This window comes from Pseudooceanicola sp. (assembly GCF_029213205.1).
Classification (GTDB): Bacteria; Pseudomonadota; Alphaproteobacteria; order Rhodobacterales; family Rhodobacteraceae; genus Pseudooceanicola.
The window spans coordinates 315,277-341,511 of the sequence record NZ_JARGNH010000001.1 but is presented as its reverse complement, the minus strand read 5'-3'; the positions used below and the strand labels follow the sequence as shown (position 1 = coordinate 341,511).

Annotated in this window: 29 protein-coding genes; 21 read left to right on the top strand and 8 right to left on the bottom strand. The window is 63.2% G+C overall.

The genetic code is table 11. The features are described from left to right. Nucleotides 1-6 precede the first annotated feature (6 nt). Nucleotides 7-837: a nucleoside triphosphate pyrophosphohydrolase gene (mazG, locus tag P1U48_RS01700; RefSeq protein WP_301066509.1), complete on the top strand. Its 831-nt coding sequence runs from the start codon at nt 7-9 to the stop codon at nt 835-837. A 75-nt stretch (nt 838-912) separates the two neighbouring features. Further along, nucleotides 913-1,920, top strand: a complete 1,008-nt coding sequence (locus P1U48_RS01695) for a Fe(3+) ABC transporter substrate-binding protein (RefSeq protein ID WP_301066506.1) — start codon at nt 913-915, stop codon at nt 1,918-1,920. 58 nt (nt 1,921-1,978) lie between these two features. Here the strand turns inward: P1U48_RS01695 and P1U48_RS01690 are convergent, their stop codons facing one another. Continuing rightward, nucleotides 1,979-2,872, bottom strand: a complete 894-nt coding sequence (locus P1U48_RS01690) for a hypothetical protein (protein WP_301066504.1) — start codon at nt 2,870-2,872, stop codon at nt 1,979-1,981. Nucleotides 2,873-2,984: 112 nt separating this feature from the next. On the opposite strand from P1U48_RS01690, the gene P1U48_RS01685 reads away from it, so the two are divergent. The 3 genes from P1U48_RS01685 to P1U48_RS01675 all read left to right on the top strand — a co-directional run bounded on the left by P1U48_RS01685 (nt 2,985) and on the right by P1U48_RS01675 (nt 6,028). Beyond that, nucleotides 2,985-3,923, top strand: a complete 939-nt coding sequence (locus P1U48_RS01685; protein WP_301066501.1) for a nucleoside hydrolase — start codon at nt 2,985-2,987, stop codon at nt 3,921-3,923. Beyond that, nucleotides 3,920-4,366: a GNAT family N-acetyltransferase gene (locus P1U48_RS01680; RefSeq protein WP_301066498.1), complete on the top strand. Its 447-nt coding sequence runs from the start codon at nt 3,920-3,922 to the stop codon at nt 4,364-4,366. The genes P1U48_RS01685 and P1U48_RS01680 overlap by 4 nt, the downstream gene beginning before the upstream one ends. 240 nt (nt 4,367-4,606) lie before the next feature. After that, a complete protein-coding gene (locus tag P1U48_RS01675; RefSeq protein WP_301066495.1) occupies nt 4,607-6,028 on the top strand; it encodes a protein adenylyltransferase SelO in 1,422 nt (473 codons plus the stop codon). A 28-nt stretch (nt 6,029-6,056) separates the two neighbouring features. Here P1U48_RS01675 and P1U48_RS01670 read toward each other — a convergent pair whose 3' ends face one another. Together P1U48_RS01670 and P1U48_RS01665 are read right to left on the bottom strand one after the other, a co-directional pair. Beyond that, complete coding sequence (locus P1U48_RS01670; RefSeq protein ID WP_301066492.1) at nt 6,057-6,938, bottom strand: DMT family transporter; 882 nt, start codon at nt 6,936-6,938, stop codon at nt 6,057-6,059. Between the two features lie 33 nt (nt 6,939-6,971). Further along, nucleotides 6,972-7,607: a hypothetical protein gene (locus P1U48_RS01665; RefSeq protein WP_301066490.1), complete on the bottom strand. Its 636-nt coding sequence runs from the start codon at nt 7,605-7,607 to the stop codon at nt 6,972-6,974. Nucleotides 7,608-7,643: 36 nt separating this feature from the next. On the opposite strand from P1U48_RS01665, the gene P1U48_RS01660 reads away from it, so the two are divergent. The 9 genes from P1U48_RS01660 (at nt 7,644) to P1U48_RS01620 (ending at nt 16,110) form a co-directional block, all read left to right on the top strand. Continuing rightward, nucleotides 7,644-8,417 carry an endonuclease/exonuclease/phosphatase family protein gene (locus P1U48_RS01660; RefSeq protein WP_301066488.1) on the top strand — a complete coding sequence of 258 codons (774 nt, stop codon included), beginning with the start codon at nt 7,644-7,646 and terminating at the stop codon, nt 8,415-8,417. Next, nucleotides 8,414-9,688: a sodium:proton antiporter gene (locus P1U48_RS01655; RefSeq protein ID WP_301066486.1), complete on the top strand. Its 1,275-nt coding sequence runs from the start codon at nt 8,414-8,416 to the stop codon at nt 9,686-9,688. The genes P1U48_RS01660 and P1U48_RS01655 overlap by 4 nt, the downstream gene beginning before the upstream one ends. 227 nt (nt 9,689-9,915) lie before the next feature. Then, nucleotides 9,916-10,788 (top strand): DMT family transporter, encoded by an 873-nt coding sequence (locus P1U48_RS01650; RefSeq protein ID WP_301066484.1) that lies wholly within the window; start codon nt 9,916-9,918, stop codon nt 10,786-10,788. Between the two features lie 51 nt (nt 10,789-10,839). Continuing rightward, nucleotides 10,840-11,760 (top strand): DMT family transporter, encoded by a 921-nt coding sequence (locus P1U48_RS01645; RefSeq protein ID WP_301066482.1) that lies wholly within the window; start codon nt 10,840-10,842, stop codon nt 11,758-11,760. Between the two features lie 51 nt (nt 11,761-11,811). Next, entirely contained in the window at nt 11,812-12,669 is an 858-nt protein-coding gene (locus P1U48_RS01640; protein ID WP_301066480.1) for an ATPase, read from the top strand. Between the two features lie 47 nt (nt 12,670-12,716). Further along, nucleotides 12,717-13,640, top strand: a complete 924-nt coding sequence (metA, locus tag P1U48_RS01635; RefSeq protein WP_301066478.1) for a homoserine O-succinyltransferase — start codon at nt 12,717-12,719, stop codon at nt 13,638-13,640. Nucleotide 13,641: 1 nt separating this feature from the next. Further along, nucleotides 13,642-14,583 (top strand): alpha/beta fold hydrolase, encoded by a 942-nt coding sequence (locus tag P1U48_RS01630; protein ID WP_301066475.1) that lies wholly within the window; start codon nt 13,642-13,644, stop codon nt 14,581-14,583. Between the two features lie 41 nt (nt 14,584-14,624). Beyond that, complete coding sequence (ppk2, locus tag P1U48_RS01625) at nt 14,625-15,494, top strand: polyphosphate kinase 2 (protein ID WP_301066473.1); 870 nt, start codon at nt 14,625-14,627, stop codon at nt 15,492-15,494. Next, nucleotides 15,487-16,110, top strand: a complete 624-nt coding sequence (locus P1U48_RS01620) for a TetR/AcrR family transcriptional regulator (protein ID WP_301066471.1) — start codon at nt 15,487-15,489, stop codon at nt 16,108-16,110. The genes ppk2 and P1U48_RS01620 overlap by 8 nt, the downstream gene beginning before the upstream one ends. Before the next feature lie 331 nt (nt 16,111-16,441). On the opposite strand, the gene rpsI is transcribed toward P1U48_RS01620, so the two are convergent. Beyond that, nucleotides 16,442-16,948 carry a 30S ribosomal protein S9 gene (gene rpsI / locus P1U48_RS01615; RefSeq protein WP_301066469.1) on the bottom strand — a complete coding sequence of 169 codons (507 nt, stop codon included), beginning with the start codon at nt 16,946-16,948 and terminating at the stop codon, nt 16,442-16,444. After that, nucleotides 16,948-17,412: a 50S ribosomal protein L13 gene (gene rplM / locus P1U48_RS01610; protein WP_301066466.1), complete on the bottom strand. Its 465-nt coding sequence runs from the start codon at nt 17,410-17,412 to the stop codon at nt 16,948-16,950. The genes rpsI and rplM overlap by 1 nt, the downstream gene beginning before the upstream one ends. Before the next feature lie 374 nt (nt 17,413-17,786). On the opposite strand from rplM, the gene P1U48_RS01605 reads away from it, so the two are divergent. Continuing rightward, nucleotides 17,787-18,389 (top strand): hypothetical protein, encoded by a 603-nt coding sequence (locus tag P1U48_RS01605; RefSeq protein WP_301066463.1) that lies wholly within the window; start codon nt 17,787-17,789, stop codon nt 18,387-18,389. Nucleotides 18,390-18,452: 63 nt separating this feature from the next. Here the strand turns inward: P1U48_RS01605 and P1U48_RS01600 are convergent, their stop codons facing one another. Further along, a complete protein-coding gene (locus tag P1U48_RS01600) occupies nt 18,453-18,878 on the bottom strand; it encodes a PaaI family thioesterase (RefSeq protein WP_301066460.1) in 426 nt (141 codons plus the stop codon). A 57-nt stretch (nt 18,879-18,935) separates the two neighbouring features. Between P1U48_RS01600 and P1U48_RS01595 the strand changes: the two genes are divergently transcribed. From P1U48_RS01595 to gluQRS, 4 genes are all read left to right on the top strand, one after another. Further along, nucleotides 18,936-19,721 carry an enoyl-CoA hydratase gene (locus P1U48_RS01595; RefSeq protein WP_301066457.1) on the top strand — a complete coding sequence of 262 codons (786 nt, stop codon included), beginning with the start codon at nt 18,936-18,938 and terminating at the stop codon, nt 19,719-19,721. A gap of 192 nt (nt 19,722-19,913) precedes the next feature. Next, complete coding sequence (locus P1U48_RS01590) at nt 19,914-21,224, top strand: cytochrome c peroxidase (RefSeq protein ID WP_301066455.1); 1,311 nt, start codon at nt 19,914-19,916, stop codon at nt 21,222-21,224. Between the two features lie 39 nt (nt 21,225-21,263). Beyond that, a complete protein-coding gene (trmFO, locus tag P1U48_RS01585) occupies nt 21,264-22,634 on the top strand; it encodes a methylenetetrahydrofolate--tRNA-(uracil(54)-C(5))-methyltransferase (FADH(2)-oxidizing) TrmFO (RefSeq protein WP_301066453.1) in 1,371 nt (456 codons plus the stop codon). A 33-nt stretch (nt 22,635-22,667) separates the two neighbouring features. Beyond that, nucleotides 22,668-23,507: a tRNA glutamyl-Q(34) synthetase GluQRS gene (gene gluQRS / locus P1U48_RS01580; RefSeq protein WP_301066451.1), complete on the top strand. Its 840-nt coding sequence runs from the start codon at nt 22,668-22,670 to the stop codon at nt 23,505-23,507. Here the strand turns inward: gluQRS and hisI are convergent. Then, nucleotides 23,504-23,863, bottom strand: coding sequence for a phosphoribosyl-AMP cyclohydrolase (gene hisI, locus P1U48_RS01575; RefSeq protein WP_301066449.1), 360 nt, complete (start codon nt 23,861-23,863; stop codon nt 23,504-23,506). The two genes, gluQRS and hisI, sit on opposite strands and share 4 nt — an antisense overlap. Nucleotides 23,864-23,929: 66 nt before the next feature. Here hisI and P1U48_RS01570 point away from each other — a divergent pair, with 66 nt between their 5' ends. Further along, nucleotides 23,930-24,382, top strand: coding sequence for an iron-sulfur cluster assembly scaffold protein (locus P1U48_RS01570; protein ID WP_301066447.1), 453 nt, complete (start codon nt 23,930-23,932; stop codon nt 24,380-24,382). Nucleotides 24,383-24,452: 70 nt separating this feature from the next. After that, nucleotides 24,453-25,859 (top strand): methyl-accepting chemotaxis protein, encoded by a 1,407-nt coding sequence (locus P1U48_RS01565; protein ID WP_301066445.1) that lies wholly within the window; start codon nt 24,453-24,455, stop codon nt 25,857-25,859. Nucleotides 25,860-26,107: 248 nt separating this feature from the next. On the opposite strand, the gene P1U48_RS01560 is transcribed toward P1U48_RS01565, so the two are convergent. Next, nucleotides 26,108-26,230: a hypothetical protein gene (locus P1U48_RS01560; RefSeq protein ID WP_301066442.1), complete on the bottom strand. Its 123-nt coding sequence runs from the start codon at nt 26,228-26,230 to the stop codon at nt 26,108-26,110. Nucleotides 26,231-26,235: the final 5 nt, after the last annotated feature.

The window sequence follows — 26,235 nt, the reverse complement described above, 5'->3', positions numbered from 1 at the left end:
GCTGCAATGGGCGACGCATTGATCAACGACCCTGACGGTGGGTTACCCCGGCTTTTGGCCATCATGGCCCGGCTGCGTGACCCTGAAACCGGCTGTCCCTGGGACATCGAACAGGATTTCGCCAGCATCGCGCCTTATACGATCGAAGAGGCCTATGAGGTCGCTGACGTGATCGAGCGCGCGGCCTGGGACGAATTACAGGGCGAATTGGGCGATCTGCTGTTTCAGGCGGTGTTTCATGCCCAGATGGCCAGTGAACGCGGGCTGTTTAACTTTCACGATGTCGCCAATGGCATGGCAGACAAGATGCTGGCGCGGCATCCGCATGTGTTCGGCGATGAGAGCCGCGACAAATCCGCCGAACAGCAGAGCCGCGACTGGGAGGCGATCAAGGCCGCCGAGCGCAAGGTCAAGGCGCAGGCTGGCGTGCTCGACGGGGTGGCGCAGGGCTTGCCTGCCCTGACCCGGGCGATCAAGCTGCAAAACCGCGCCGCGCGGGTCGGCTTTGACTGGCCCGATGCCAGCCATGTGCTGGACAAGGTGCAAGAGGAAGCGGCGGAACTGGTCGAAGCGCGCGATGACCTCGGCCCCGATGAGGTGGCCGAGGAATTCGGTGATTTGCTGTTCGTGATGGCCAATCTGGCCCGGCATCTGGATGTCGATCCCGAAGCGGCCCTTAGGTCGGCCAATCAGAAATTCATTCGTAGATTCAGTTCGGTTGAGGAAAGACTTAAGGCGATGGGCAAGCAGCCGACCGATTCCGACCTGGCCGAGATGGACGCCCTCTGGGATGCCGCCAAGGCCGAGGAAAAGGCGGCCAGGGCCAAAATTACCTGATTTCTTTGTTCAGGTATTGACCCGACAAAAAGACTCGGCTTTAACCGCCTGAACAGATCAGACCGGGAGCCCCCTATGAAATCGACCCTCAAGAGCGCCGCCTTCGCCCTGACCCTCATCGCCCAGCCGGTGCTGGCCGAGGAGGTGAACCTCTATTCTTATCGCCAGCCCGAGCTGCTGAAGCCACTGACCGACGGGTTCACCGCCGCCACCGGAATCAACGTCAATGTCGCCTACCTGGACCAGGGCATGATCGAACGGCTGACCGCCGAGGGGGATCGCTCGCCCGCCGATCTGGTGCTGACCGTCGATATCGCCCGGCTCGCCGCCGTGGTCGCCGCCGGGGTGACCCAGCCGGTCGACAGCGAAGCGCTGCGCGCCAATGTGCCCGCCGCCTATCACGACCCCGACAACCATTGGTGGGGCCTGACCACCCGCGCCCGCATCGTCTATGCCAGCAAGGACCGCGTTGCCGATGGCGAGGTCACCACCTACGAGGACCTCGCCGATCCGAAATGGCGGGGGCGGATCTGCACCCGTTCCGGCACCCATCCCTATAACGTCGCGCTGGTAGCCGCCTATCTGAAACACCATGGCGCCGAAGCCACCAAGATCTGGCTTCAAGCGGTCAAAGCCAACCTGGCGCGCAAGCCGCAGGGGTCGGACCGTGCCCAGGTCAAGGCGATCTGGGCCGGTGAATGCGACATCTCAATCGGCAACACCTACTACATGGGTCAGATGCTGGAGGATCCCGAGCAAGCCGAATGGGCCAATTCGGTGCGGATCGTGTTTCCGACCTTTGACGGCGGCGGCGCCCATGTGAACATTTCCGGTGTGGCCCTGACCAAAGCCGCACCCAACTACGCCAACGCTCTGAAATTCATCGACTATCTGGTGTCGCCCGAAGCGCAGCAAACCTATGCCAGCGCCAACCACGAATACCCGATTGCACCCGGCACCGAGCCGAGCGCGCTGGTCAAGGGCTGGGGCAGCTTCACCGCGGATTCGGTCAACCTGATGGAGCTGGCGGCCTTGCGCCCCGAAGCGCTGCGACTGATCGAAGTGGTCGATTTCGACAGCTGAGCCACAGGCCAATTGACATCGACGAAAGGCGCAGTATTTTCTGCGCCTTTTTCGATGGTTAATCGATGAACTTAATGTTTTCCATCACCCGAATTCGCGCCAGATCACTGGCATAGCGCGCCGCCAAGATCGCAGCCTGCGCCGGGGTAAAGGCCGCAAATTCTGGGCGGTTTCCGGGATCGGCCCCGGCGTAATCGGCAATCACCGCCTGCCATTCGGCCCGTTCCAGTTTTTCCCCGGCCCGGTAGCGGGCTTGCAACGCGCGCAGCGCCGTATCGCTGGCCGACAGGTTCAACTGCGCTTCTGGCTCTTGCAGATCGGCAACCCCGTCACCGGGCAACAGCCGGGTCAGCAAGTCACAGCTGCTGCCGCGCGCGCTATAATCAATGACGGTAAAGCGTTTGGGCCGCAGCCGACGCTGCAGGATGGTCAGCAATTCCGGCCAGCCGCGATCCACCCCGACCATGCCTTCGCCGATTTCGGAAAAATCCGGCACCGGATTATCCTCGGCCCGCTTGCGATAGGCTGAGGTGAACAATGCCGCATAAGGCCTTATTACATAAAGCAGGTGTTCGACCGGACCGGGCAGCGACTCGGCCAGAACCCCGATCCGGCGGCGGGCGGCAGGGTAGAACTGGCCCTGATAGAAATGAAACATCCGGCCCGGAATATTTTCCTCGGACAGGATCAGCCCGCGCCTCGGCCCGCTCTGATGCCGCGCCAGTTCCTCGCGCAGAGTCGCGACCCAGGCTGCATCCGGGCTGCGCCGATGGCGCGGATTGGGCAAACGTAGCCTGAGGCTGCCATCGATGATGCCATCGCGGCCCGGATAGGCGGCGTCAAACCCTGCGGCCGCCAGACGGGCCCGGTTCAGCGACAGGCAGGCCTGAAACGAACTGGTGCCGGTGCGATGCGCGCCCGCATGGATGTAGATGCCTGCCTGCCCGTTCATTGCCCGACCCTTTGTTCGGCAAAGCTTCTCTCAGATCCGACGTGGGCGCAATCACCCGATGGACTCCGCCGCCCAGTCGCGCCAAGGTCGTCTTTCGGCACCAAGGGGCATCATGGCACGCAAGATCATTATCGACACCGACCCCGGCCAGGACGATGCCGTTGCCATCCTGCTGGCGCTGGCCAGCCCGGATGAAATCGAGGTGCTGGGCCTGACCGCCGTTGCCGGAAACGTGCCGCTGGATCTGACCCAAAAGAACGCACGGATCATCTGCGAACTGGCCGGACGGCACGATATCAAGGTGTTTGCCGGCTGTGACCGCCCGTTGCAGCGAAAGCTGGTGACGGCGGAATATGTGCATGGCGCCACCGGGCTGAACGGGCCAAAACTGCCGGATCCGCGGATGCCGCTGCAGGACGAACATGGCGTCGATTTCATCATCCGCACGCTGCGTGGCGAAGCGGCCGGCAGTGTCACGCTCTGCCCGCTGGGGCCGCTGACCAATATCGCCAGGGCCTTTCAACAGGCGCCGGATGTGATCGGCAAGGTGGCCGAGATCGTGCTGATGGGGGGGGGCTATTTCGAGGTCGGCAATGTCACCCCAGCGGCGGAGTTCAACATTTATGTCGACCCGCATGCGGCTGATATTGTTTTTAAATCCGGCGTTCCGATTGTGGTGATGTCGCTGGACGTCACCCATAAGGCGCTGGTCACCAAGCCGCGCAACGACGCCTTTCGCGCGCTCGGCAGCCAGGTCGGTGTCGCGGTGGCCGAAATGACCGATTTTTTTGAACGTTTCGACCGGCAGAAATATGCCAGCCCCGGCGCGCCGCTGCATGACCCTTGCGTGATCGCGCATCTGATCCGCCCCGATCTGTTCACCGGGCGTCATATCAATGTGGAAATCGAAACCCAATCGCCGCTGACCCTGGGGATGACCGTCGCCGATTGGTGGGGGGTCACCGGTCGGCCCGCCAATGCGACCTTCATGGGCAGCATTGACGACACCGGCTATTTCGACCTGCTGATCGAACGGCTGGCGCGACTATGACGGCGGTGCATCTGGCGGGCCCCGAGGATGCCGAACGGCTGCGCCCGATGATCGCGGCCTGCCATGACGAGATGCAGATCGCCGACGATACGACGACGCGTGACGCGGCGCTGATGCCGTTGCTTTCGGGCTCGCCACATGGCGCCATCTACCTGATCGGCCCGGCCCGGGCGCCGATTGGCTATATCGTCATCAGCTTTGGCTGGAGCCTGGCCTTTGGCGGGCTCGTCGGAGTTGTCGAAGAGGTCTGGATCCGGGCCGGGGTGCGCGGGCGCGGCATCGCCTCGGAGGTGCTGAACAGCCTGCCAAAGGCATTGGCCGTCGCCGGGTTGCGGGCCCTGCATCTAGAGGTGCACCGCGACGACACGCGGGCGCAGGATATCTATCGTCGGCAGAAATTCACCGCCCGCCCAGACTATGTCCTGATGACACAAAAGTTCTGATCGCCCCCGCCGCCACACCCATAGAATCAATCAAATTCTCTGAATTCTGCACGGCCCCGGCATATGTCCGGCTCGGTGCTGAAAATCGAGGCAATCGGGCGTTTTTTTGGGCAAATCAACCCCATTCCGCTGCCTCAAATTTGAACTAGCCGGAGAGCGGCCGGACAGAGCGCGGTTGCGACGCCAATTCGGTCATTCGCAGTATCGACATTTGCGCAGGAAGGCGTAGCTGTAGTCGCCATGAACATCGCCATTGATTTCGACAACAGCTACGCCAATCTGCCGGAGCGGTTCTTTTCGTTTTTGAAGCCAACCCCGGTGCAGGCGCCGCAACTCCTCGCCTTTAACGACGCGCTGGCCGGTGAGTTGGGCCTGGGGCCGCGTCCGGATGATGCGGCACTTGCGCAGCTCTTTTCCGGCAACCGGCTGCCTGACGGGGCGCAGCCGCTGGCCCAGGCCTATGCCGGGCATCAGTTCGGCGGCTTTTCCGCACAGCTGGGCGATGGCCGCGCGATCCTGCTGGGCGAGGTGATCGACCGCGCCGGGCAGCGCCGCGACATTCAGCTCAAGGGGGCCGGTCCGACCCCCTATTCGCGCAATGGCGATGGCCGCGCCTGGATCGGCCCGGTGCTGCGCGAATATCTGCTGTCCGAGTCGATGCATGCGCTGGGGATCCCGACCACCCGCGCCCTGGCGGCGGTGGCCACTGGCGAAGAGATCGCCCGCGAGACCTGGCTGCCCGGCGCGGTTCTGACCCGCGTTGCGGCCAGCCATATCCGGGTCGGCACCTTTCAATATTTCTATGCGCGCAATGATCTGGCGGCGCTGCAAACCCTGTTCGACCATGTGGTTGCCCGCCACTATCCCGCCGCGCGCAGCCCCGAGGCCCTGCTCGACGCGGTCATTGCCCGGCAGGTGGAACTGGTCGCCGCCTGGATGTCGGTGGGGTTCATCCATGGGGTGATGAACACCGACAACACCAGCATTTCCGGCGAGACCATTGATTACGGCCCCTGCGCCTTTATGGACAATTACCACCCCGAGACCTTCTATTCCTCGATCGACCGCGGCGGCCGCTATGCCTATCAGAACCAGCCCGGGATCATCGGCTGGAATCTGGCGCAGTTGGCCAGCTGCCTGGTGCCGCTGATGCCCGACAAGGATCTGGCGGTCGAACGGTTTACGGCAATGATCAACGCGGTGCCCGACCGGGTCCATGCCGTCTGGCTGACCCGGTTCCGCGCCAAGATCGGCTTGGCCAAGGCGCACGATGAAGACGCGGCGCTGATCACCGACCTGCTGGCGCTGATGGCCGAAAGCGGGGCCGATTTCACCAACACATTCCGCGCGCTGAGCCAGGGCGATGCCCGCGATCACTTTATCGACCGCGATGCCTTTGACGCCTGGGCGGGGCGCTGGCAGGCGCGGCTGGCGGATGAGGTCGATCCGCAAGCGCGGATGCGCGCCGCCAACCCCGCCTTTATCCCGCGCAATCACCGGGTCGAGCAGATGATCGAAGCGGCGGTGGATGGTGATATGGCGCCGTTTCAACGGCTGCTGCTGGTGCTGTCACGCCCCTATGAGGATCAGCCGGAGGCGGCGGATCTGACCCACCCGCCACTGCCGAGCGAAACCGTCGCGGCGACCTTTTGCGGCACCTGACCGGCGCCCAGTGATCAACGAAGATCAATCAGCGGCGGTTGATCAGCACGATCCCCGCCGCCACCAGGCCCAGCCCAATCAGGATCGACAGGCGCAGCGGCTCCCCCAGGATCAACCAGGCAAAGCCGACCGAAAACACCGGCGTCAGAAAGCTGAAGCTGGCCACGGTCGGCGCCGGATAGACCCGGATCAGGATCACCCAGGCCATGAAGCAGAACAACCCGACAGCGATGACCTGATAGCTCATCAGCCAGAGGTGTTCGACGCTCAGATCGCGCACCAACGGTCCGAACAGCAGCGCAGCCAGCAACAGGATCGGCGCCGAGACCCCCAATTGCCAGAGCAACGCCGCCTCGCCCGGCACCCGTGAAATTGGCGAGGCCCTGAGCAACATGCCGACCGCCGCCCAGCCGATGGCGCCAACAAAGGCGATCAGGTCGCCCATCAGGCTGGCCTGCCCCTGGCCCCGATCCGCCACCACCAGAACCACCGCGCCAAGGCAGAGCGCGAGGCCGAGGATACGCAGCCTGGTCAGCCGCTCTCCTGGCAGCAAGAAATGCGCCATGATGCTCAGATGCACCGGCATCGTGTAGAACATGATCGACACATGCGACACGGTTGTAAGATCAACAGCGACGTATAAGCACAGGAATTCGAACGCGAAAAGAAATCCTAAAACAAGACCGGACAACAGCACTTCGCGGGTAACCGGAAAGGCGATGCCGCGGATCACGATCCAGACGCCGATGGCGACGGCAGCAATGGCCGAGCGCAGCCCGGCCTGAAATACCGGTGACAGCCCTTCGGAGGTGAGTTTCATCACCACCTGATTGGCGCCCAGGATCAACGCGATAAAGATGAGGAGAGCCGCGCCGCGCGCGTCCATACGGGCCTTTGTCATGGCACGCATCAATTGCCGCTGATCGGCAAAGGTCAAGCAGAGTTATTTGCGGAAGCGGCCAAACAGACGCGGGTTGCGATTGACAAAGGCCGTGATCAGCCCGGTCATGCCGCCGATCTTGTGCTCTTTCAGCCAGGCAAAGCCGGTCGCTGCCCCGATCAGCGCGCCGCCGATATCGACCAGCAGATCGCCCATCGTGTCGACCAGGCCGGATTTCTGCATATTGGTGCCAAAGATCTGATCCATGGAAAACTCGAACACCTCCCAGAGCGCGCCAATGGCCAGTGCGAAACAGAAGGCAAAAAATGCCACCGCAATCGGCGGCGCGGCAAAGCGATCGCCCTGAAACATCATGAAGACCAGAACGAAACCGATCAGCCCGAAACCAACCGCGCTGCCGCCATGCATGGCAATGTCCCACCACCAGATCCGGTTGTAGAGATCCAGCACCTCACCGGCGAACAGGGTGCCGCCGACAAACAGGGTGGTGGCGGCAATAAAGGCGCGCGGCACCTCGATCTTGGCCCAGCGGGCGACATAGACCGGCGCCATGGACAGCGCCAGCGTCGCCAGCGCCACAAAAGCCAGCGACAGCCGCCAGCGCAACAACGCATAGCTCGCAAAAAGCAGCAACAGCCCCCAGACAACGCGCGTTAGCAGGGCCTGGCTCTTAAACATTGTGAACCTCCCCGGTTTTTGCCTATTGCAGTGACTATGAAAGCGCTGACGCTCCGCATAGCAACCTATAACCTGCAGAAATGTGTGGGGCTGGACCTGCGCCGCCGCCCGGACCGTTCGCTTGCGGTGCTGGAGTCGACCGGGGCGGATCTGGTGGTGTTGCAGGAGGCCGACAAGCGGATGCCGCCACGCCCCGCCGCCCTGCCCGATGAGATGGCCGAGGCCAATGGCTGGCAGGTCGCCGATCTGGGCGAACCGGGCGGCTCATTGGGCTGGCATGGCAATGCCTTTCTGCTGCGCGGCAAGAGCCGGGTGCTGGACACCGGTCATATCGAACTGCCGGGGCTGGAACCGCGCGGCGCCATCCGGGTCGATCTGGACACCCCAATCGGACCGCTGCGGGTGATCGGCGTGCATCTGGGGCTGCTGCGGCGCTATCGGCTGCTGCAGGTGGCGGCGATTCGGCGGGCCATCGACCGGCTGCCGGTCTGGCCGACGGTGATTGCCGGAGATTTCAACGATTGGGGCGATATGCAGGCGCTGCAGAGCCACCTTGGCCCCTACCGGATTCAGCCTTCACGCGGCAGTTTTCCGGCGCCGCGCCCGATTGCGGCACTGGATCGCTTTGCCATCGGGCCCGGGCTGCAGCCCGGGGAGCCGACCCCGCATATCGCGCAACCGGCACGGATCGCCTCGGATCATCTGCCCGTCTGGATCGACATTGCCGCCACGCCAGCTGTGGCAGCGCTTGCCCCGGCGCGCCGCCGAGGCCACTCTGCGCAGGCACCAGACAGGGACAGACTCCAATGACCATTCTCCAGATCGCCTCGTTGCTGATCGTGCTGGCCGGCGCGTTTGGGGCGATCAATTACCTGTTCCTGAAACTGCCCGCCGCGATTGGCATCCTGGTGGTGGCGCTGCTGGCCTCGCTGGCGGTGCTCGGACTTGACCTGCTGGTCCCCAACCTCGGCATTGCCGATGATGTGCGGCGGTTGGTGCTGGGCATCGATTTTTCCGACGCGCTGCTTGAGGGCATGCTGGGCCTGCTGCTGTTCGCCGGGGCGCTGCATGTCAAGGTCTCGGATCTGCGCGCACAATGGGGGCCGGTGGTGCTGATGGCGACGATGGGGGTCGGGCTGTCCACCGCCATTGTCGGAGTCGGGTTTTCCTGGATCACCGGCATGCCGCTACTTCTGGCACTGGTGTTCGGAGCGTTGATCTCGCCCACCGATCCGGTGGCGGTGCTGGGGGTGCTGCGCGCCGCCAATCTGCGCAAATCGCTGGAAACCAAGATCGCCGGGGAAAGCCTGTTCAACGATGGCGTCGGCTATGTCGTCTATCTGGTGCTGATCGGCATTACCTATCCGACCCTTGGCCATGATGCCGGCCATGGCACCGACCCGGTCGAACACAGCCAGCTGGCCATCGCCTCGACCCTGTTCCTGCGCGAGGCCGGGGGCGGGGCGCTGCTGGGTCTGGTGCTGGGCTGGCTGACCTTTCGGGTGATGCGGTTGATCGACGATCATTCGCTTGAGGTGCTGATCACCCTAGGCCTGGCCTTTGGCGGCTATGAGCTGGCGGTGGCCTTGCATGTTTCGGCGCCGATCATGGCGGTCTGCGCCGGGCTGCTGATCGGTGATGTCGGCGCCAAATACGGGATGAGCGAGACCACCCGCCGTTATGTCGATGCGTTCTGGCAATTGATCGACGAGATCCTGAACGCGGTTCTGTTCCTGCTGATCGGGGTCGAGGTCTTTGCCCTGGTGTTCGAGACCAATTACCTGTTGATCGGCGCCGCCTCGATCGTGCTGGCGTTGATTGCCCGGCTGGCGGCGGTGGCGATCCCAGTGCTGCTGCTGCGCCCGTTCCGGGGCTTTTCGCGCGGCACCATCCCGATCATGACCTGGGGCGGGTTGAAGGGCGGGATTTCCGTCGCGCTGGCGCTGGCGCTGCCGGACAGCGAATGGAAGCCGATGATCCTGATGGCGACCTATTGCGTGGTGATCTTTTCGATCATCGTGCAGGGGCTGACCGTGACCCGGCTGGCCAACCGGATCGGACGCGAGCCCGATCTGGTATGAGGTAAATCGTCCGACTGCGGGCGCGCCGGCCTCTCTATCGGCAGGCCCGAGGACAGCGGCCGCGCCGATCTGACCGGGCGGATCGCCAAGGCGCTGGGCTGCGCCGCCACCACTCCCCGCCTGAATTCGGTCCGCGAACGCCGCGCCCTGGCCTGAGGCCAAGGCGCTTTGCGCTTGCCCTGCCCGGCGCCGCGCGGCATCCATCGGCCGGCAACCGGAGAGCCCAGATGAGTGAAACAAGCCGCCTCGAGGCAGTCCGCGCCATCACCTGGATGAGCGGCGCCATTGTCTCGTTCAGCGCCATGGCGATTGCCGGGCGCGAGGTCAGCTTTGACCTCGATACCTTTGAAATCATGACCTGGCGATCGCTGGTGGGGATTTTCATCGTCGGCAGCGTGCTGACCCTGCGGCGGCGCTGGCAGGACGTTTCGCTGAAGAACCTGCCGCTGCACGGGCTGCGCAACCTGTTCCATTTCACCGGCCAGAACCTTTGGTTCTATGCGATCAGCGTGATCCCGCTGGCGCAGGTCTTCGCGCTGGAATTTACCGCACCGCTCTGGGTTCTGGTGGCGTCGCCGCTGGTATTGGGCGAGCGGTTGACCAAGGTCCGGGCGCTGTCGGCGCTGATCGGCTTTGTCGGGATCCTGATTGTCACCCGCCCCGGCTCTGCCCCGCTGTCAGCCGGGTTGATCTGCGCCGCGCTGGCGGCCATCGGATTTGCCGGAACCGCCCTGCTCACCCGTCGCCTGACCCGCAGCGAGACCATATTCGGCATCCTGTTCTGGTTGACCGTGATGCAGGCCACATTCGGACTGATCTGCGCCGGTTTCGATGGCGACATCGCCCTGCCCTCGGCCGCCACCGCGCCCTGGCTGCTGCTGATCGGCTGCGCCGGGTTGCTGGCGCATTTCTGCCTGACCACGGCGCTGTCGCTGGCCCCGGCCACCCTGGTGATGCCGGTGGATTTCACCCGGCTGCCACTGATCGCGATTATCGGCGTGCTGTTTTACGGTGAATCTTTGGACGTTTTCGTGCTGATCGGCGCGGCGGTGATCTTTGCCGGCAATTATCTGAACATCTGGCACGAGACCCGTGCATGAATGCACAAGGATCGGATTGCGCCGCCCACCGGAAAGGCACTTGATCACGCCATGCAACAGAAAACCATCACCGGGGCCGCATGGGGCCAAATGCTTCTCCTCGGGTTGATTTGGGGCGGTTCGTTCCTCGCGATGCGGGTCGCGCTTTACGAGATCGGGTCATTCACCACGGTGCTGCACCGCACCTCCTGGGCGATGCTGGCGCTCTGGGCCTTTGTGGCGCTGGCCCGGCTCGACGTGCCGCGCGATCTGCGCACCTGGGGCGCATTTCTGGTGATGGGGCTGCTGAACAATGTGATCCCCTTTACCCTGCTGGCCTTTGGCACCCAACATCTGGAAACCGGGCTGGTGGCGATCTTCAACGCCTCGACCGCCGTGTTCGGGGTGCTGATCGCAGCGCTGGTCTTTGCCGATGAAAAGCTGACCCCGCGCAAGGCTGTTGGCGTGATGCTCGGCTTTGTCGGGGTGGCGACGGCGATGGGGATCGGGTTTCTCGGCCAGATCGACCTGCGCTCGCTGGCGCAGCTGGCCTGTATCGGCGCGGCCTTTTGCTATGGTTGTTCCGGCGCCTGGGCGCGGGCCCGGCTGGGGCATCTGAAACCTCAGGTCGCCTCGGCCGGGATGCTGACCGGATCGACCCTGACCATGATCCCGCTGGCCTGGATGATCGAAGGGCCGGTGCGCTTTGATCTGCTGCCGCAGACCTGGGGCGCGATCGGCTATTTCGCCCTGGTCGCCACCGCCGCGGCCTACCTGCTTTATTATTCGATCCTGGCCAAGGCGGGATCGGGCAATCTGATGCTGGTGACGCTGCTGGTGGCACCGGTGGCGATCCTGCTCGGCGCGCTGGTGCTGGGCGAAGCGCTGCACCCGCGCCACTACGCGGGCTTTGCCCTGATCGCCTGCGGCCTTGCGGTGCTGGATGGCCGCATCCTGACATTGCTGGCCGAGCAGCGCGGCAATAGGGTTTGACCGTCCGCGCCCGCTCGCCTAACACCCGGACGGGCGGCAAAGGCAGAAGCGATGATCTATCGGAATGCGCAGGACTGGCTGAAAGCAAAGCACAAACGGGTGCTGCTGTTCGGCATGTCCGGCCTCGGCAAGACCCATCTGTCGACCCTGCTGCGCGATGGCGGTGACTGGTTTCACTATTCCGTCGATTACCGGATCGGCACCCGCTACATGGGCGAACATATCGCCGACAACGCCAAGGCGCATGCGATGCAGGTGCCATTTCTGCGCGAATTACTGATGTCGGATTCGATCTACATCGGCTCGAACATCACCTTTGACAACCTGGCGCCGCTGTCGACCTATCTGGGAAAGCCCGGCGATCCGGCCAAGGGCGGTCTGCCCTTTGACACCTATATGACCCGGCAGAGCCAGCACCGCGAGGCCGAGATTGCAGCGGTGCGCGACACCGCCCATTTCGCGGATCGGGCGGTGCGGCTCTATGGCTATCCGCATTTTGTCTGCGACAGCTCCGGCTCGATCTGCGAGGTGGTCGATCCGGATGATCCGCAGGATCCGCTGCTGGCCGAACTGGCCAAGACCCAGCTGCTGGTCTGGATCAAGGGCGATGCCGCCCATACCAAGGAATTGGTGCGTCGTTTCGACAAGGCGCCGAAGCCGATGTATTACCAGCCGCATTTCCTGCACGCGGCCTGGGCCGATTACCTGGCCGAGACCGGTGCCGCCGCGGATGCGGTCGATCCGGACGCCTTTGTCCGCTGGACCTATGCCCGTGCCCTGGCGCATCGTCAGCCGCGCTATGCAGCGATGGCGCGCCATGGTGTCAGCGTCACGGCCGACGCGGTGGCGCAGGTCAAGACCGCCGCTGATTTCGACGCGATGATCGCCGCCGCCCTTGAGGCAGGCTGAGACCCGCCTATCTGTTCCAACCCCCTGACCCGAAAGGCCCTGTTGCCATGCCGATCCGCATCCCTTCCCATCTTCCCGCCTATGACGTGCTGACGCGCGAAGGCGTGATGGTGATGGATCAGGATCAGGCCGACCGGCAGGACATCCGTGCCCTGCGAATCGGGCTGCTGAACCTGATGCCAAAGAAGATCCAGACCGAGACCCAGTTCGCCCGGCTGATCGGCGCGACACCGCTGCAGATCGAACTGAACCTGATCCGGATGAGCGCGCACAAGACCCGCAACACGGCCGCCGCGCATATGGAAGAATTCTACCGACCCTTCGCGGAGGTCGCGGCCAGCGGCGAGAAATTCGACGGGCTGATCATCACCGGCGCGCCGATCGAGCATCTGGATTTCAACGACGTCAGCTATTGGGACGAGATCACGAAGGTCTTTGACTGGACCCAGAGCCATATCCATTCCACCTTTGGCGTCTGCTGGGGCGGGATGGCGATGATCAATCATTTTCATGGCGTGCCCAAACATATGCTGTCGGCCAAGCTGTTCGGCTGCTATCCGCAAAAGAACCTTGATCCGGCCTCGCCCTATCTGCGCGGATTTTCCGATGCCTGCCAGATTCCGGTCTCACGCTGGACCGAGATCCGGCAATCCGATCTGGACCGGGCCAGCGGGCTGAAAACCCTGCTCGCCGATGATGTCACCGGGCCCTGTCTGGTCGAGGATCCGGCGCATCGGGCGCTCTATATCTTTAATCATTTCGAATATGACAGCGACACGCTGAAGCAGGAATATGACCGCGACGCGGCAGAGGGAGTCAGCATCGAGGTGCCGGTGAATTATTACCCACAGAACGATCCGACGCAGCGCCCCGAGAACCGCTGGCGCAGCCACGCGCATCTGCTCTACGGCAACTGGATCAACCAGATCTATCAAACCACGCCATTCGACCTCAATGATATTGGCACTTAGGATGATCGCCGCCCTGGGGCTGCTGCTGGCACTGCTCGCGGCCGCAACCCTGTGGCGGGTCAGCACCCGGCGCAACGCCGCCCTGGCCGCGCATCCGCCTGCGGGGGCCTTTGTCACCGTGGCGGGACACAGGGTGCATTACCTGCAACGCGGCAGCGGTCCCGATCTGATCCTGATCCACGGCGCCTCTGGCAACACCACCGACATGGATCTGGCGATCGCCCCGGAGCTGTCCAAGCGCTATCGGGTGACACTGTTTGACCGGCCCGGGCTCGGCCACTCTCCGGCGCTGGCGGCGCGCGGGGTTACGCTGGCCGATCAGGCCGATCTGCTGTCGGCTGCGGCGCGGGCGCTGGGGCTGCAACCCGCAGTCATCGCCGGGCAAAGCCTTGGCGGCGCGGTGGTGATGACCTGGGCGCTGCGCCACCCCGAGGATGTCGTCGCCCTGGTCTCCATCGCTGGCGCCACCCACCCCTGGCCGGGAGAGTTGAGCCGCTTGCATCTGAACCTGGCGCGCCCGATCCTCGGCCCGGTGTTGGCGCATCTGATTGCCGCCTGGGTGCCCACGACGTATCTGCGCGCCCAGGTCGATGCGGTGTTCACCCCGCAACCGGCCCCGCCCGGCTATGCCGATCAGATCGGCACCGGCCTGGTGGCGCGCCCCGAAAGCCTGATCGCCAATGCCCAGCAGCGCAGCGACCTTCGCGCCGAATTGCAGGGTCAGGCCCCGGAATACGCGCGGCTTTTGTTGCCAATTGAAATCGTGCACGGCAGCGCTGACGACATTGTCAGCCTGGATATCCACGCCAAGGTGCTGGCAAGTCAGGCACCCAACGCCCATCTCGCGGTGCTGCCCGGCATTGGCCACATGCCGCATCATGTCGCTACGCCCGAGGTGATCGCCGCCATCGACCGCGCCGCCGCGCGCGCCGGATTGCACTGACCGGATGCCAGCGCCATATTGATGCAAAAGAGGAATTCCCGATGGACCTGCCCTTTGACGGCGCGATCAGCGCCTATTTCGACACCGAGGCGCCGAAAGCGATCCGCAATGCGATCAAGCGCGGCGACAAGGATGACCTGATCGGCAGCTCCTACCCCTATTCCGAACGCAAAAAGACCAAGACCTATGAATCCGAACTGCAAGCACTGCAGATCGAACTGGTCAAACTGCAGCGCTGGGCCAAGGACAGCGGCGCCCGTATCGCGATCCTGTTCGAGGGCCGTGATGCCGCTGGAAAAGGCGGCACGATCAAACGCTTCCGTGAGTATCTTAATCCACGCGGCGCGCGGGTTGTGGCGCTGCCGAAACCCTCTGAAACCGAACAGACGCAATGGTATTTCCAACGCTATGTCGATCACCTGCCGGCAGGCGGTGAAATCGTGTTCTTTGACCGCAGCTGGTATAATCGCGGCGTCGTCGAGCAGGTATTCGGGTTTTGCACCCCGCAGCAGCGTGAACATTTCTTTCACCAGGTCCCGGATTTCGAAAAGATGCTGGTGGATGAGGGTATCCTGCTGTTCAAATTCTGGTTGAACGTCGATCGCGCCGAACAGTTGCGCCGCTTCCTAGACCGTGAGCGTGACCCGCTAAAGCACTGGAAAATAAGCTGGATCGACGTTGAGGGATTAAAGAAATGGGACGCCTATTCGGCCGCGATCAAGGAAACCCTGGATCGGTCTCATACGGTCAGCGCCCCTTGGACGGTGATCCGTTCCGATGACAAACGCCGCGCCCGGCTGGAAACCATCCGCCATGTGCTGAGCCAAATCGATTATGCCCATAAGGATGCCAAGGCGATCGGCAAAGCGGATCCGGTGATTGCCGGGTCTCCGGAAATTTGGGATGCATAAGAAACGCGGCTATCACCACGGCAATCTGCGGCAGGCCCTGGTCGATGCGGCGCTGGATCTGATCCGTGAAAAAGGCCCCACCGGGTTCACCCTGTCAGAGGCGGCGAAAAGTGCCGGGGTCACCCCTGCCGCCGTCTATCGCCACTTCGAGGGGCGCGAGGATCTGATCGCCGAGGCGGCAAGACAGGGCTATGCGATCTTCGCCGATGTGATCCAAAATGCCTATGACAAGGGCCAGCCCTCGGCACTGGCGGCGTTCGAGGCAACCGGGCGCGCCTATCTGGCGTTTGCACGCAAATATCCCGGCCATTACATCGCGATGTTCGAAAGCGGATTGTCGGTGAATCGCAGCCCGGAACTGGCCGCCGCCGCGCGCCGGGCCTGGGATGTGCTGGAGAAATCCGCCGATGATCTGTCCCAGCATATTCCGCCGGACAAACGCCCGCCCGCCTCGATGTTTTCCGCCCATATCTGGGCGCTCAGCCACGGGGTGGTGGAATTGTTCGCCCGCAACTCGCCCGGCACCCAATCCCCCTTTCCGCCCGAAGAGCTGTTGGAAAGCGGGATCGGCGTCTATCTGCGCGGTCTCGGGTTGATCCCGCCAGATGGCAGCTAGTCGGGACGCCAACGCGCCACCCGACAGCGACTAATCCCGCCCAAGACAACCGGGTGATCGACCGCGCAGGCTGTTGCGAGGTTTCGAAATCGGTGCGGGCTCGGATCCAGAGGGTTCTGCAAAACCACGTCCGCCACGTCGCCAGAAAAACCGCCCCCAGCCCGGCCAAACGGCCCGGAGTCCGGACCGATCTGCCAGCGCCTGAGCGCCACGCGTGATCGGGCCCGCCAACGATCCCCGCCAGCGATCCCACCACACGGCGCCCACCACACGGCGCCCACGAAAAAGGGCCGCACATGGCGGCCCTTTCCAATGCAATGGCTGAAGCTGATCAGCGCTTGGAGAACTGGAAGCTCTTGCGCGCTTTGGCCTTGCCGTATTTCTTGCGTTCCACCACCCGGCTGTCGCGGGTCAGGAACCCGGCCGCCTTCAGTGCACCACGCAGTGACGGTTCATAAAGCTGCAGGGCCTTGGAAATGCCATGCTTGACCGCGCCGGCCTGGCCGGACAGGCCACCACCGGTGACCGTCGCCATCACGTCGAATTCATCGACGACCCCGGCCACGGTGAACGGTTGACGCAGGATCATCTGCAGCACCGGACGGGCGAAATACTTGTCCATTTCCCGGCCGTTGACAGTGACCTTGCCGGACCCGGGCTTGATCCAGACCCGGGCAACCGCGTCTTTGCGTTTGCCGGTGGCATAGGAACGGCCCAGCTCGTCGCGCTTGGGTTCGCGCGCCACTTCGACCAGGGTCGCAGCGACGCTGTCAGCAGCAGCGGCGGTTCCGGTGACGGCGCCCTTCAGCTCTTCCAGAGAATTGATCTGATCTGACATCATGCGCTCCGCGTGTTTTTGGCGTTCATGGATTTCACATCCAACACATCGGGCGATTGCGCCGCGTGCGGATGATCAGCCCCGGCATAGACCCGCAGGTTGGTCATCACTTGCCGCGACAGGCGGTTGCCTGGCAGCATGCGCTTGACCGCCTGAGTCACCACCCGTTCGGGATGCGCCCCTTCAAGGATCTGCTCCGCAGTGCGGTGCTTGATCCCGCCGGGGTGGCCGGTGTGCCAGTAGTATTTCTTGTCGGTGCGTTTCTTGCCGGTCATCTGCACCTTGTCGGCGTTGATGACGATGACGTTGTCGCCCATATCCATATGCGGGGTGAACGACGGCTTGTGCTTGCCGCGCAGCCGAGTGGCGACAATCGAAGCGAGACGGCCCAGCACCACGCCTTCGGCGTCGATGATGATCCATTTCTTGTCGATGTCTGCCGGAGTAGCAGAAAAGGTTTTCATGTCACGTGCCCTTGATAGACGGCACCCCGGGTCATGCCGGGGAATCCTGATGGGCGGGTTATAAGCGGTTGCGAGGCGCAGTCAATCAAGATCAACCAATATTTATGTAGCAATATCATATAGTTAAAATTAAGGTATATTAATACCCCACGCAACGTCGACAAATCAAGCCGGACAACAGTCCGGTTTCAAGCGGCGACACCCAAATTCGCGCAGCGCACTGCAACAAAGCGGAAACCGGCGGAACTGCACGATTTTTACTCACTTCGAACCGAACGCCTGGCCTCCACAGTGATTGTGTCCGGTTCATCTTTACCGCGAAACCTCCGCAAGCTAAGTCCGGGTAATCACTCAACCAATAGGAACCTCATGAAATGAAACACCTTCTGGCTGTCGCTGCCACCGGCACCGCATTTCTCGCCGCGCCACTGGCGGCGCAAGACATCAATTTTTCCTACGGCGGCGCCGCGAATGCGGCGCTGTATAGCGGAGGGCAGGACTACACGATCGAGGCCTATCTGGAGGCGAGCGCAAACGGCTTCTTCGGCGGGATTTGGGCTGCAACGATCGACGGTGGCCCGGACGATTTTGAATTCGAATTGTACGCTGGCTATGCGACAACCCTCGAAAATCTCGACATTGCGCTGACCCTGACCGCGTATTTCCTCGAAGATGTCTATGATTCAACTGACCTTGAATTGGCGTTGGGCTATCCGGTTACCGAAGCGGTAACCCTGACAAGCGCTGCGGCCTATAATTTCGACTACGAATCATGGGATATTTCTGTCGGGACAGAAATCACCCCGATGGAGCCGCTGACCCTCGCGGCACTGGTGGGCGACGACGGAACCGGCACCTATTGGGAAGCATCAGCCAGCTATGCCTTGAACAAGGTCGCCTATGTAAAAATCCTGTACGAAGACAATTCCTATGGCGGGCCAGAGACGGTGACCCTGTCTGTCGGTTTCGACTTCTAGGACCGCGACTTCCCGGATGAATGCGGGCCGCCACTGGCGGCCCGTTGATCGGCCCCTTGCGGCCTAGTTGATTTCTGGCGGGATCGAATAGGTCAGGGTCGCCCGCGCCACCGGCTCTGCCACATCTTCGGAATAGATCAGCACATCGCCGACCGCCAGAACCCGGCCCAGTTTCAGCAATTTGCATTCCGCGATCAGATCAGCACCAGCGGCGGGCTTGCGCATGAAATCAATCGAGCAATTGGTGGTCACCGCCAGGCCCTTGGGCCCGATCATCGCCAGAATCCCCAGATAGACCGAGACATCGGCCAACGCGAACATCGTCGGGCCGGACACGGTGCCGCCGGGGCGCAGATGGCGATATTCGACCTTCAGCCGCACGGTGATTTCCCGCTCGTCCACGCGTTCGATGACAAAATCGGATTCCATCTGCGGAAAATCCCGCTCAAGAAACGCCCGCAGCGCCGCAGCATCCATCTGAACCGGCATTCTTTTCCTCCCGTCAAAGCTGATCTAGACTTCGACCAAAGCGGAGGGCGGCACAAGATGGCAATTCTGGAACGCAACGACAGCGGCGCGATTGCGCATCTGCAGATGAATGCGCCCGAGCGGCTGAACGCCCTCAGCGACGCGATGCTGGCGGCGTTGCAGGCCGAATTTGAGAAGTTGCACGAGGATCGCGACATCCGCGCGGTGATCCTGTCCGGCGCGGGCAAGGCATTCTGCGCCGGGCATGACCTGAAAGAAATGCAGGCCGGACGTCAGGATGCCGATGGTGGTGCGGCCTATTTCGCCGACCTCTTCGAGCGCTGCGCCCAGATGATGATGACCATCCGCACGCTGCCACAGCCGGTAATTGCCCGCGCCCATGGCGTCGCCACCGCAGCGGGCTGTCAGCTGGTCGCCTCCTGCGACATGGCGCTGGCGGCGGACAACACCAGGTTCGGGGTCAACGGGGTGAACATCGGCCTGTTCTGTTCGACCCCGATGGTCGCGCTGTCGCGCAACATCCCACGCAAGCAGGCGTTCGAGATGCTGAGCACCGGCGCCTTCATCAGCGCGGCACAGGCGGCTGAGCTTGGGCTGATCAACCGGGCGCTGCCCGAAGCCGATCTGGCCGCCGAAACCGATGCCCTGGCCGAAACCGTCGCCAGCAAACTGGCCAGCGCGGTGCGAATCGGCAAGACGGCGTTTTACCAGCAGTTGGAGATGGGCCTGGACGATGCCTATGCCCATACCGGCGCGGTGATGGTCGAGAATATGCTCGATCAGGACACAAATGAGGGGATTCGGGCCTTTTTGGACAAGCGTCCGCCGGGATGGAGGCAATAATCCGCCGATCCCACAGCCGGGCACCCGCGACAAAAATCGATACTCCACGAAAAAGCCACACTTTCCATAAGTGAAATCAGTTAGTTACGAGACTGTTTCCAGATAAAGCCCGGTCCCATTCGAATTCGCCCCCTTTTTTGCCACATTTGATTTTGTTAGAAAGAAGGCGCAGTTATTGCAGGGCGATAACTAATGTTACGAGTGTGGGTCACCGCAGGCATTCTGTCCCTCCTGGCCGTTCTCTCTCAGGCCGCCGACGCACTGGATGCGGTGACCCACTCGGAATTCCCACCAACGGATATGGAACTGGCCCTTTTGGGCCGCGACCTGTTCTTTGATCCGCTGCTGTCCGGCAATCTCAACATCTCGTGCGCCACCTGCCATCAGCCCAGCCTGGGCACCGCCGATGCGGTGTCCCTGTCACTGGGCGAAGGCGCGCTGGCGCTGGGGGCCGACCGCCACGCGGGCGCCCGCAATCCGCCGCAAGCGCGGATCCCGCGGAACGCCCCGGCGCTGTTCAACCTCGGCGCCTATGAATTCACCACCCTGTTCCACGATGGCCGGACGCAGACCGACCCCACGGCGCCGTTCGGTATCCGGATGCCACCGGGCCGGGCCTTGGAACGGCCCCTGCCCTCGGTCCTGGCGGCACAGGCGCTGTTGCCGCTGCAATCCCGCGACGAGATGGCCGGCAACCCCGGCGAGAATGCGATTGCCGATGCGGTGGCGGCCGAGCGGATCGGCGGGCCGGATGGCGCCTGGGCCCTGGTGGCGGCCCGGGTGGCGAGCAATCCGATCTACGCCGAAAGATTCGCGGCGCTGATCGGCCCGCGCGATCTGCACATCACCGATATCGCCCGCGCCCTCGCCGAATTCTCGGGCTATGAATTCCGCAGCACCGACAGCCCGTTCGATGCCTATCTGGGCGGCGACCGCACGGCGCTGAGCCCGCAGCAGAAACGTGGGCTGGCGCTGTTCGAGGACAAGGCGGGCTGCAGCGGCTGCCACTCGGGCCGCTATCAAACCGATCACGAATTTCACGCGCTGGCGCTGCCGCAATTCGGGCCCGGCAAGGATGCGGACGGCTATTCTGATACCGGGCGCTATTACGTCACCGGGCTTGAGGAAGACCGCTATCGTTTTCGCACCCCGTCGCTGCGCAATGTGGCGCTGACCGCCCCCTATGGCCACAACGGCGCCTATGCGACGCTTGCGGGGATTGTCCGCCACCATCTCGACCCGGTTGCCGGCCTGGCTGGATTCGACCGCAGCCAGGTGCGGCTCCCCGCGGCGCCGGAGGGGGCGGATGATTGGCGCGTGATGGAGGATTTCGACGAGGTCATGCGGATCGCGGAATCAGCCGAGATCACCCCGGTGCAACTCAGCGACGGTGAAATCGCCGATATCCTGGCGTTTCTTGCGGCGCTGACCGATCCCGCCGCAGGCAAGGGGCGCCTCGGGGCGCCCACGCGGGTGCCGTCGGGCTTGCCGATCGACCGCTGAGCCTTTCCAAAGCCCCGCCGATGCCCTAGATCGCCTGAAATGACACAGACATTGCACATCGTCGGCGGCGGCATGGCCGGATCAGAAGCAGCCTGGCAGGCGGCGGAACTTGGCGTTGACGTGGTGATCCACGAAATGCGGCCCAAGGTCGCCACCTTTGCCCACAAGACCGGCAATCTGGCAGAAATGGTCTGTTCCAACTCGTTCCGCTCGGATGACAATGAGCAGAACGCGGTCGGGTTGCTGCATTGGGAAATGCGCGCCGCCAACGGGCTGATCATGACCACAGCCGACCAGCATCGCCTGCCCGCCGGCGGCGCTCTGGCGGTCGACCGTGACCTGTTTTCCGAGGCGATCACCGCGCGGCTGACCGCCCATCCACGCATTCGGATTGAAGCGGGCGAGATCACCGCCCTGCCCGATGATGGCCATTGGATCTTTGCCACCGGGCCGCTGACCTCGCCCGCTTTGGGGATGGCGATTCAGGCTGAAACCGGGGCCGAACGGCTGGCGTTTTTCGATGCCATTGCGCCGATCGTCTATGCCGACAGCATCGACATGGACGTGGTCTGGGCGCAGAGCCGCTATGACAAGGGCAGCACCGAGGCCGAGCAGAAGGCCTATCTCAACTGCCCGATGGACAAGCCGCAATATGAGGCCTTCATCGACGCGCTGCTGGCCGCCGACAAGACCGAATTCCATGACGGCGAAGCCGGATCCGCCCCCGATCCGACCCCCTATTTCGACGGCTGCCTGCCGATCGAGGTGATGGCCGAACGCGGTCGCGAGACCCTGCGCCACGGTCCGATGAAACCGATCGGGCTGACCAATGCGCACCGGCCCGAGGACAAGGCCTATGCGGTGGTGCAGCTGCGCCGCGACAATGCACTGGGCACGCTCTACAATATCGTCGGCTTTCAGACCAAGATGAAGTACGGCGCGCAAACCGATGTTTTTCGGATGATTCCGGGGCTGGAGAATGCCAGCTTTGCCCGCCTCGGCGGCATCCACCGCAATACCTTTCTGAACTCACCGACCCTGCTGGATGATCAGATGCGGCTGCGCTCGCGCCCGCATATCCGCTTTGCCGGTCAGGTCACCGGCGTCGAGGGTTATGTCGAAAGCTCGGCCATGGGGCTGGTTGCCGGACGCATGGCGGCGGCGGACATTCTGGGCCGGACCCTGCCGCCAGTGCCGCAGGACACCGCCATGGGCGCATTGATCCACCACATCACCGGCGGTGCCGAGGCCAAGACTTTTCAGCCGATGAACGTGAATTTCGGCCTGTTCCGCCCGGTCGAGGATTTGCGTGGCGGACGGCGTGGCCGCAAGGACCGCTACAAGGCCTATACCGACCGCGCCAAGGGCGAATGGCAGCGCTGGCTGGCGGCCGAGGCGGCCCCGGCCTGAGATGAAGACCGACCGGCAAACCGCGGGAAAGACATGACTTTCACCACCCGTTTTGCCCCCAGCCCAACCGGCCCCCTGCATCTGGGCCATGCCTATTCCGCGATCCTGGCGCATGACATGGCCCGGGCCGCAAACGGCCGGTTCCTGCTGCGGATGGAAGACACCGACCTTGAGCGCAGCAAGCCGGAATGGGAGACGCTGATCCTGGCCGATCTGGAGTGGCTCGGACTCAGCTGGGACGGGCCGCTGCACCGCCAATCAGAACATATCGCGGACTATAATGCCCGGCTGGAAATCCTTGCCGAAACCGGCCTGCTCTACCCCTGTGGCTGTAGCCGAGGCGACATTCGCGCCGCCCTGGCCGCGCCGCAGGAAGGCGCCGAACATCAGGTCTATCCCGGTACTTGTCGTAGCCGGTCGATGGACAGCCGCTTGCCGGGCGATGCGCTCCGCCTCGACCTTGCGGCGGCGCTGCGCCAGCTCAAGGGGCATGATCTCAGCTTTGAGGAACACGGCCCTGCCCACGCCGGGCACCACATCGTGACGCCGGAAACCGCGCTGCGCGATATCGGCGATATCGTCCTGTCGCGCCGGGGCGAGCATATCGTCGCCTATTTCCTGGCATCGACCTTTGACGATGCCGATCAGGGGATCAGCCATGTGATACGGGGTGAGGATCTGTTCGATTTCACCCCGATCCAGGTGATCCTGCAGCATCTGCTGGGCCTGCCGACGCCGATCTATCATCACCACCGGCTGATCCGTGACGACGCGGGCAAGCGGCTGGCCAAACGCGACGATGCCCGCGCCATCAGACAGTACCGCGACACCGGTATCAGCCCGGCCGAGATTCGCAGGATGGTCGGGCTTTAGGCGATTGGCGCCATCACCACCCGCTCTTCGCCATCCTCGATCACCGTGTAAAAACAGCTGCGCCGATTGGTGTGACAGGCCGGGCCGACCTGCGCGACCTGCATCAACAGGCAATCGCGGTCACAATCGACCCGCATCTCGACCAGGGTTTGGACATGACCGCTGCTTTCGCCCTTGCGCCAGAAGGCCTGACGCGACCGCGACCAGTAACAGACCCGACCGGTTGCCAGGGTTTCTGCCAGCGAGGCCGCGTTCATCCAGGCCATCATCAGCACCTCGCCGCTCTCGGCATCCTGGGCAATCGCCGGAATCAGCCCGTTTGCGTCGTATGTGAGGGTGGCGGGGTCGAAAACCATGTCAAAAACCTTTTGCATCCTCGGGCTGCAATACTATCTAGGATCCACCAAGGAAAGGAAATGCCCATGTCCGGCGAGAGCGACCTGATCAAGCTCTATTCGAGTCGCATTCTGGCACTGGCCGCCGATATCCCGCGCCAGGACCGACTGCAAGCGCCCGACGCCACGGTGAAACGGCGCGCGCCGCTCTGCGGCTCGACCGTGACCGTGGATATCCGCGTCGCCGACGGCAAGGTGGTGGATTATGGCCAGGAGGTGCGCGCCTGCGCCCTCGGTCAGGCGGCAGCGAGCATTGTCGGCGGTGTCATCGTCGGCTGCAGCACCGCTGAGGTCGTCGCGGCGCGGGATGCGCTCAAGGCGATGCTCAAGGACGGCGCTCCGACCCCGGCGGCGCCCTTTGACGGGCTTGAGGTGCTGCGCCCGGCGCGCGAGTACAAGAACCGTCATGCCTCGATCCTGCTGTCACTGGAGGCGGCGGTCGAGGCGCTGGATCAGGCGGCACAAAGCGACTGCGCTTAACCCCCTGTTCGGATTCGCACGGCTATACCTGATGGGCATTCTCTAGCGGCGTAATTGCCCACAGGCACAGATGAAATCCGAACCGATCCAGCACAGCGACATCCCCGCCGAAGGCCGCCTGAACCGTGTCGCCAAGACCGCCAGTTCGCTGGGCCGGGAAATCGTCGCGGTTGCCGGTCTGCTGGAACAGTTGGATGCCGATGGCAAAAGTCACCTCATCGCGTTCGACCGGCTAGACCAGGATGCAGCGCATGTCATCCAGATCAACAGCGTGGTGGCGGAGTCGCTGCAGGCGCTGGTGCTGTCGGTCGACTCAGCCCTCATCGGGCTGACCGAAAGCTTGAAGGGTCTCGACGGGGCCAGCGACGCCGCCGGGGACATGGTCAGCGTCTCCGCCGCGATGCTGAACCGCGCCTTTGATATTCAGCCGGTGCTGGATGCAGTCAAGCTCAACAATGACCAGATCCTGACCATCGCCACCCAGGTCAACATGTTGGCGATCAACGCCAAGATCGAGGCCGCCCACGCCGGCGAGGCCGGGCGCGGGTTTTCGGTGGTGGCCGATGCGATCAACGAATTGTCCAGGCGCACCGGGGCCGCCGCCAAGGACGTCACCCAGAATGTCGCCAACCTGACCGACTGGCTGGTGCAGACGCAATCGGACACCGCCCGGCTGGCCGAGGTGATCACCACCATGATCGAACGCGGCGAGGCCGCCCAGACCGCTGCCATCGACTCGACCCAAGGGCTGCGCAACGCCGGCGATCAGGCCCGCCTGCTGAACGAGGACGCCGCCGCCGCCAGCGCCAAATTCGCCGGGTTTGCCCCCGCCTTTGCCGGGATCACCCAAATGCTGCGCCAAGGAGCGCTCGGCACCGAAAAAGCGGCGCAGCACTTCGGCGGATTGATCGAAAGCGCGGAACTGTTGGTGCAGGACAGTGTGGTCCTCCGTGGATCTTCGGCCGATAGCCGTTTCATCACCGAGGCGCAGCGCGTGGCCAAGGCGATTTCAACCGCCTTTGAGGCCGGGTTGACCCAGGGCCAGATCAGCATCGCCGACCTGTTTGACACCACTTACCGAGAGATTCCCGGCAGCGATCCGCGCCAACATATGGCACGGTTCAACAATTTCACTGATCGGGTGCTGCCCGCGATCCAGGAACCGGCGCTGGAATTCGACAAACGAGTGGTGTTCTGCGCAGCGGTCGACCGCCAGGGCTATCTGCCGACCCACAACCAGAAATTCGCGCAACCACAGGGCGAGGATCCGGCCTGGAACGTAGCCAATTGTCGAAACCGCCGGATCTTTGACGACCGGGTCGGGCTGAAGGCGGGGCGCAATGTCGAACCGTTCCTGCTGCAGGTCTATCGGCGTGACATGGGCGGTGGCCATTTCGAGATGATGAAGGATCTGTCGGCGCCCATCACCGTCAAGGGACGACACTGGGGCGGGCTGCGTCTGGCCTATCGGTTCTGACAGACGTCGTGCAACCCTCCGCGTGGTGCCACCGGGCAATAGGGCAACAGGTCCGCAAACAAAAAAAACCGCCGCACTTCCGTTCAGGAAGGCGGCGGCAGGAAGAGCGATCCCGTCGGGGGACAGAAGGTCAGGCCGGGGAATGAGGCAAACCGGCAGCAAGGACAGGCAATCCAGGGCGCAACGCCGCATTGGGGAACGCAGGCGGGCGTAGAACCTTCGAAAACGGGAATCGCAGGCAGAAAACGTCAGGCAAATCCAGGCAGGTAGAGCGCGCCGACCAGCATCAGCATCAAAGACGCCGCACCGATCGCATCCTGAATCAGCGTGCCCCGGGCGCGTTTCGCCACCGTGATGATCTGATCCAGCATTGTCG

Excerpts from the sequence above, each read along its gene's own strand:
- mazG (WP_301066509.1), top strand. The coding sequence starts at position 7 with ATGGGCGACGCATTGATCAACGACCCTGACGGTGGGTTACCCCGGCTT.
- P1U48_RS01695 (WP_301066506.1), top strand. The coding sequence starts at position 913 with ATGAAATCGACCCTCAAGAGCGCCGCCTTCGCCCTGACCCTCATCGCC.
- P1U48_RS01690 (WP_301066504.1), bottom strand. The coding sequence starts at position 2,872 with ATGAACGGGCAGGCAGGCATCTACATCCATGCGGGCGCGCATCGCACC.
- P1U48_RS01685 (WP_301066501.1), top strand. The coding sequence starts at position 2,985 with ATGGCACGCAAGATCATTATCGACACCGACCCCGGCCAGGACGATGCC.
- P1U48_RS01680 (WP_301066498.1), top strand. The coding sequence starts at position 3,920 with ATGACGGCGGTGCATCTGGCGGGCCCCGAGGATGCCGAACGGCTGCGC.
- P1U48_RS01675 (WP_301066495.1), top strand. The coding sequence starts at position 4,607 with ATGAACATCGCCATTGATTTCGACAACAGCTACGCCAATCTGCCGGAG.
- P1U48_RS01670 (WP_301066492.1), bottom strand. The coding sequence starts at position 6,938 with ATGCGTGCCATGACAAAGGCCCGTATGGACGCGCGCGGCGCGGCTCTC.
- P1U48_RS01665 (WP_301066490.1), bottom strand. The coding sequence starts at position 7,607 with ATGTTTAAGAGCCAGGCCCTGCTAACGCGCGTTGTCTGGGGGCTGTTG.
- P1U48_RS01660 (WP_301066488.1), top strand. The coding sequence starts at position 7,644 with ATGAAAGCGCTGACGCTCCGCATAGCAACCTATAACCTGCAGAAATGT.
- P1U48_RS01655 (WP_301066486.1), top strand. The coding sequence starts at position 8,414 with ATGACCATTCTCCAGATCGCCTCGTTGCTGATCGTGCTGGCCGGCGCG.
- P1U48_RS01650 (WP_301066484.1), top strand. The coding sequence starts at position 9,916 with ATGAGTGAAACAAGCCGCCTCGAGGCAGTCCGCGCCATCACCTGGATG.
- P1U48_RS01645 (WP_301066482.1), top strand. The coding sequence starts at position 10,840 with ATGCAACAGAAAACCATCACCGGGGCCGCATGGGGCCAAATGCTTCTC.
- P1U48_RS01640 (WP_301066480.1), top strand. The coding sequence starts at position 11,812 with ATGATCTATCGGAATGCGCAGGACTGGCTGAAAGCAAAGCACAAACGG.
- metA (WP_301066478.1), top strand. The coding sequence starts at position 12,717 with ATGCCGATCCGCATCCCTTCCCATCTTCCCGCCTATGACGTGCTGACG.
- P1U48_RS01630 (WP_301066475.1), top strand. The coding sequence starts at position 13,642 with ATGATCGCCGCCCTGGGGCTGCTGCTGGCACTGCTCGCGGCCGCAACC.
- ppk2 (WP_301066473.1), top strand. The coding sequence starts at position 14,625 with ATGGACCTGCCCTTTGACGGCGCGATCAGCGCCTATTTCGACACCGAG.
- P1U48_RS01620 (WP_301066471.1), top strand. The coding sequence starts at position 15,487 with ATGCATAAGAAACGCGGCTATCACCACGGCAATCTGCGGCAGGCCCTG.
- rpsI (WP_301066469.1), bottom strand. The coding sequence starts at position 16,948 with ATGTCAGATCAGATCAATTCTCTGGAAGAGCTGAAGGGCGCCGTCACC.
- rplM (WP_301066466.1), bottom strand. The coding sequence starts at position 17,412 with ATGAAAACCTTTTCTGCTACTCCGGCAGACATCGACAAGAAATGGATC.
- P1U48_RS01605 (WP_301066463.1), top strand. The coding sequence starts at position 17,787 with ATGAAACACCTTCTGGCTGTCGCTGCCACCGGCACCGCATTTCTCGCC.
- P1U48_RS01600 (WP_301066460.1), bottom strand. The coding sequence starts at position 18,878 with ATGCCGGTTCAGATGGATGCTGCGGCGCTGCGGGCGTTTCTTGAGCGG.
- P1U48_RS01595 (WP_301066457.1), top strand. The coding sequence starts at position 18,936 with ATGGCAATTCTGGAACGCAACGACAGCGGCGCGATTGCGCATCTGCAG.
- P1U48_RS01590 (WP_301066455.1), top strand. The coding sequence starts at position 19,914 with ATGTTACGAGTGTGGGTCACCGCAGGCATTCTGTCCCTCCTGGCCGTT.
- trmFO (WP_301066453.1), top strand. The coding sequence starts at position 21,264 with ATGACACAGACATTGCACATCGTCGGCGGCGGCATGGCCGGATCAGAA.
- gluQRS (WP_301066451.1), top strand. The coding sequence starts at position 22,668 with ATGACTTTCACCACCCGTTTTGCCCCCAGCCCAACCGGCCCCCTGCAT.
- hisI (WP_301066449.1), bottom strand. The coding sequence starts at position 23,863 with ATGGTTTTCGACCCCGCCACCCTCACATACGACGCAAACGGGCTGATT.
- P1U48_RS01570 (WP_301066447.1), top strand. The coding sequence starts at position 23,930 with ATGTCCGGCGAGAGCGACCTGATCAAGCTCTATTCGAGTCGCATTCTG.
- P1U48_RS01565 (WP_301066445.1), top strand. The coding sequence starts at position 24,453 with ATGAAATCCGAACCGATCCAGCACAGCGACATCCCCGCCGAAGGCCGC.
- P1U48_RS01560 (WP_301066442.1), bottom strand. The coding sequence starts at position 26,230 with ATGCTGGATCAGATCATCACGGTGGCGAAACGCGCCCGGGGCACGCTG.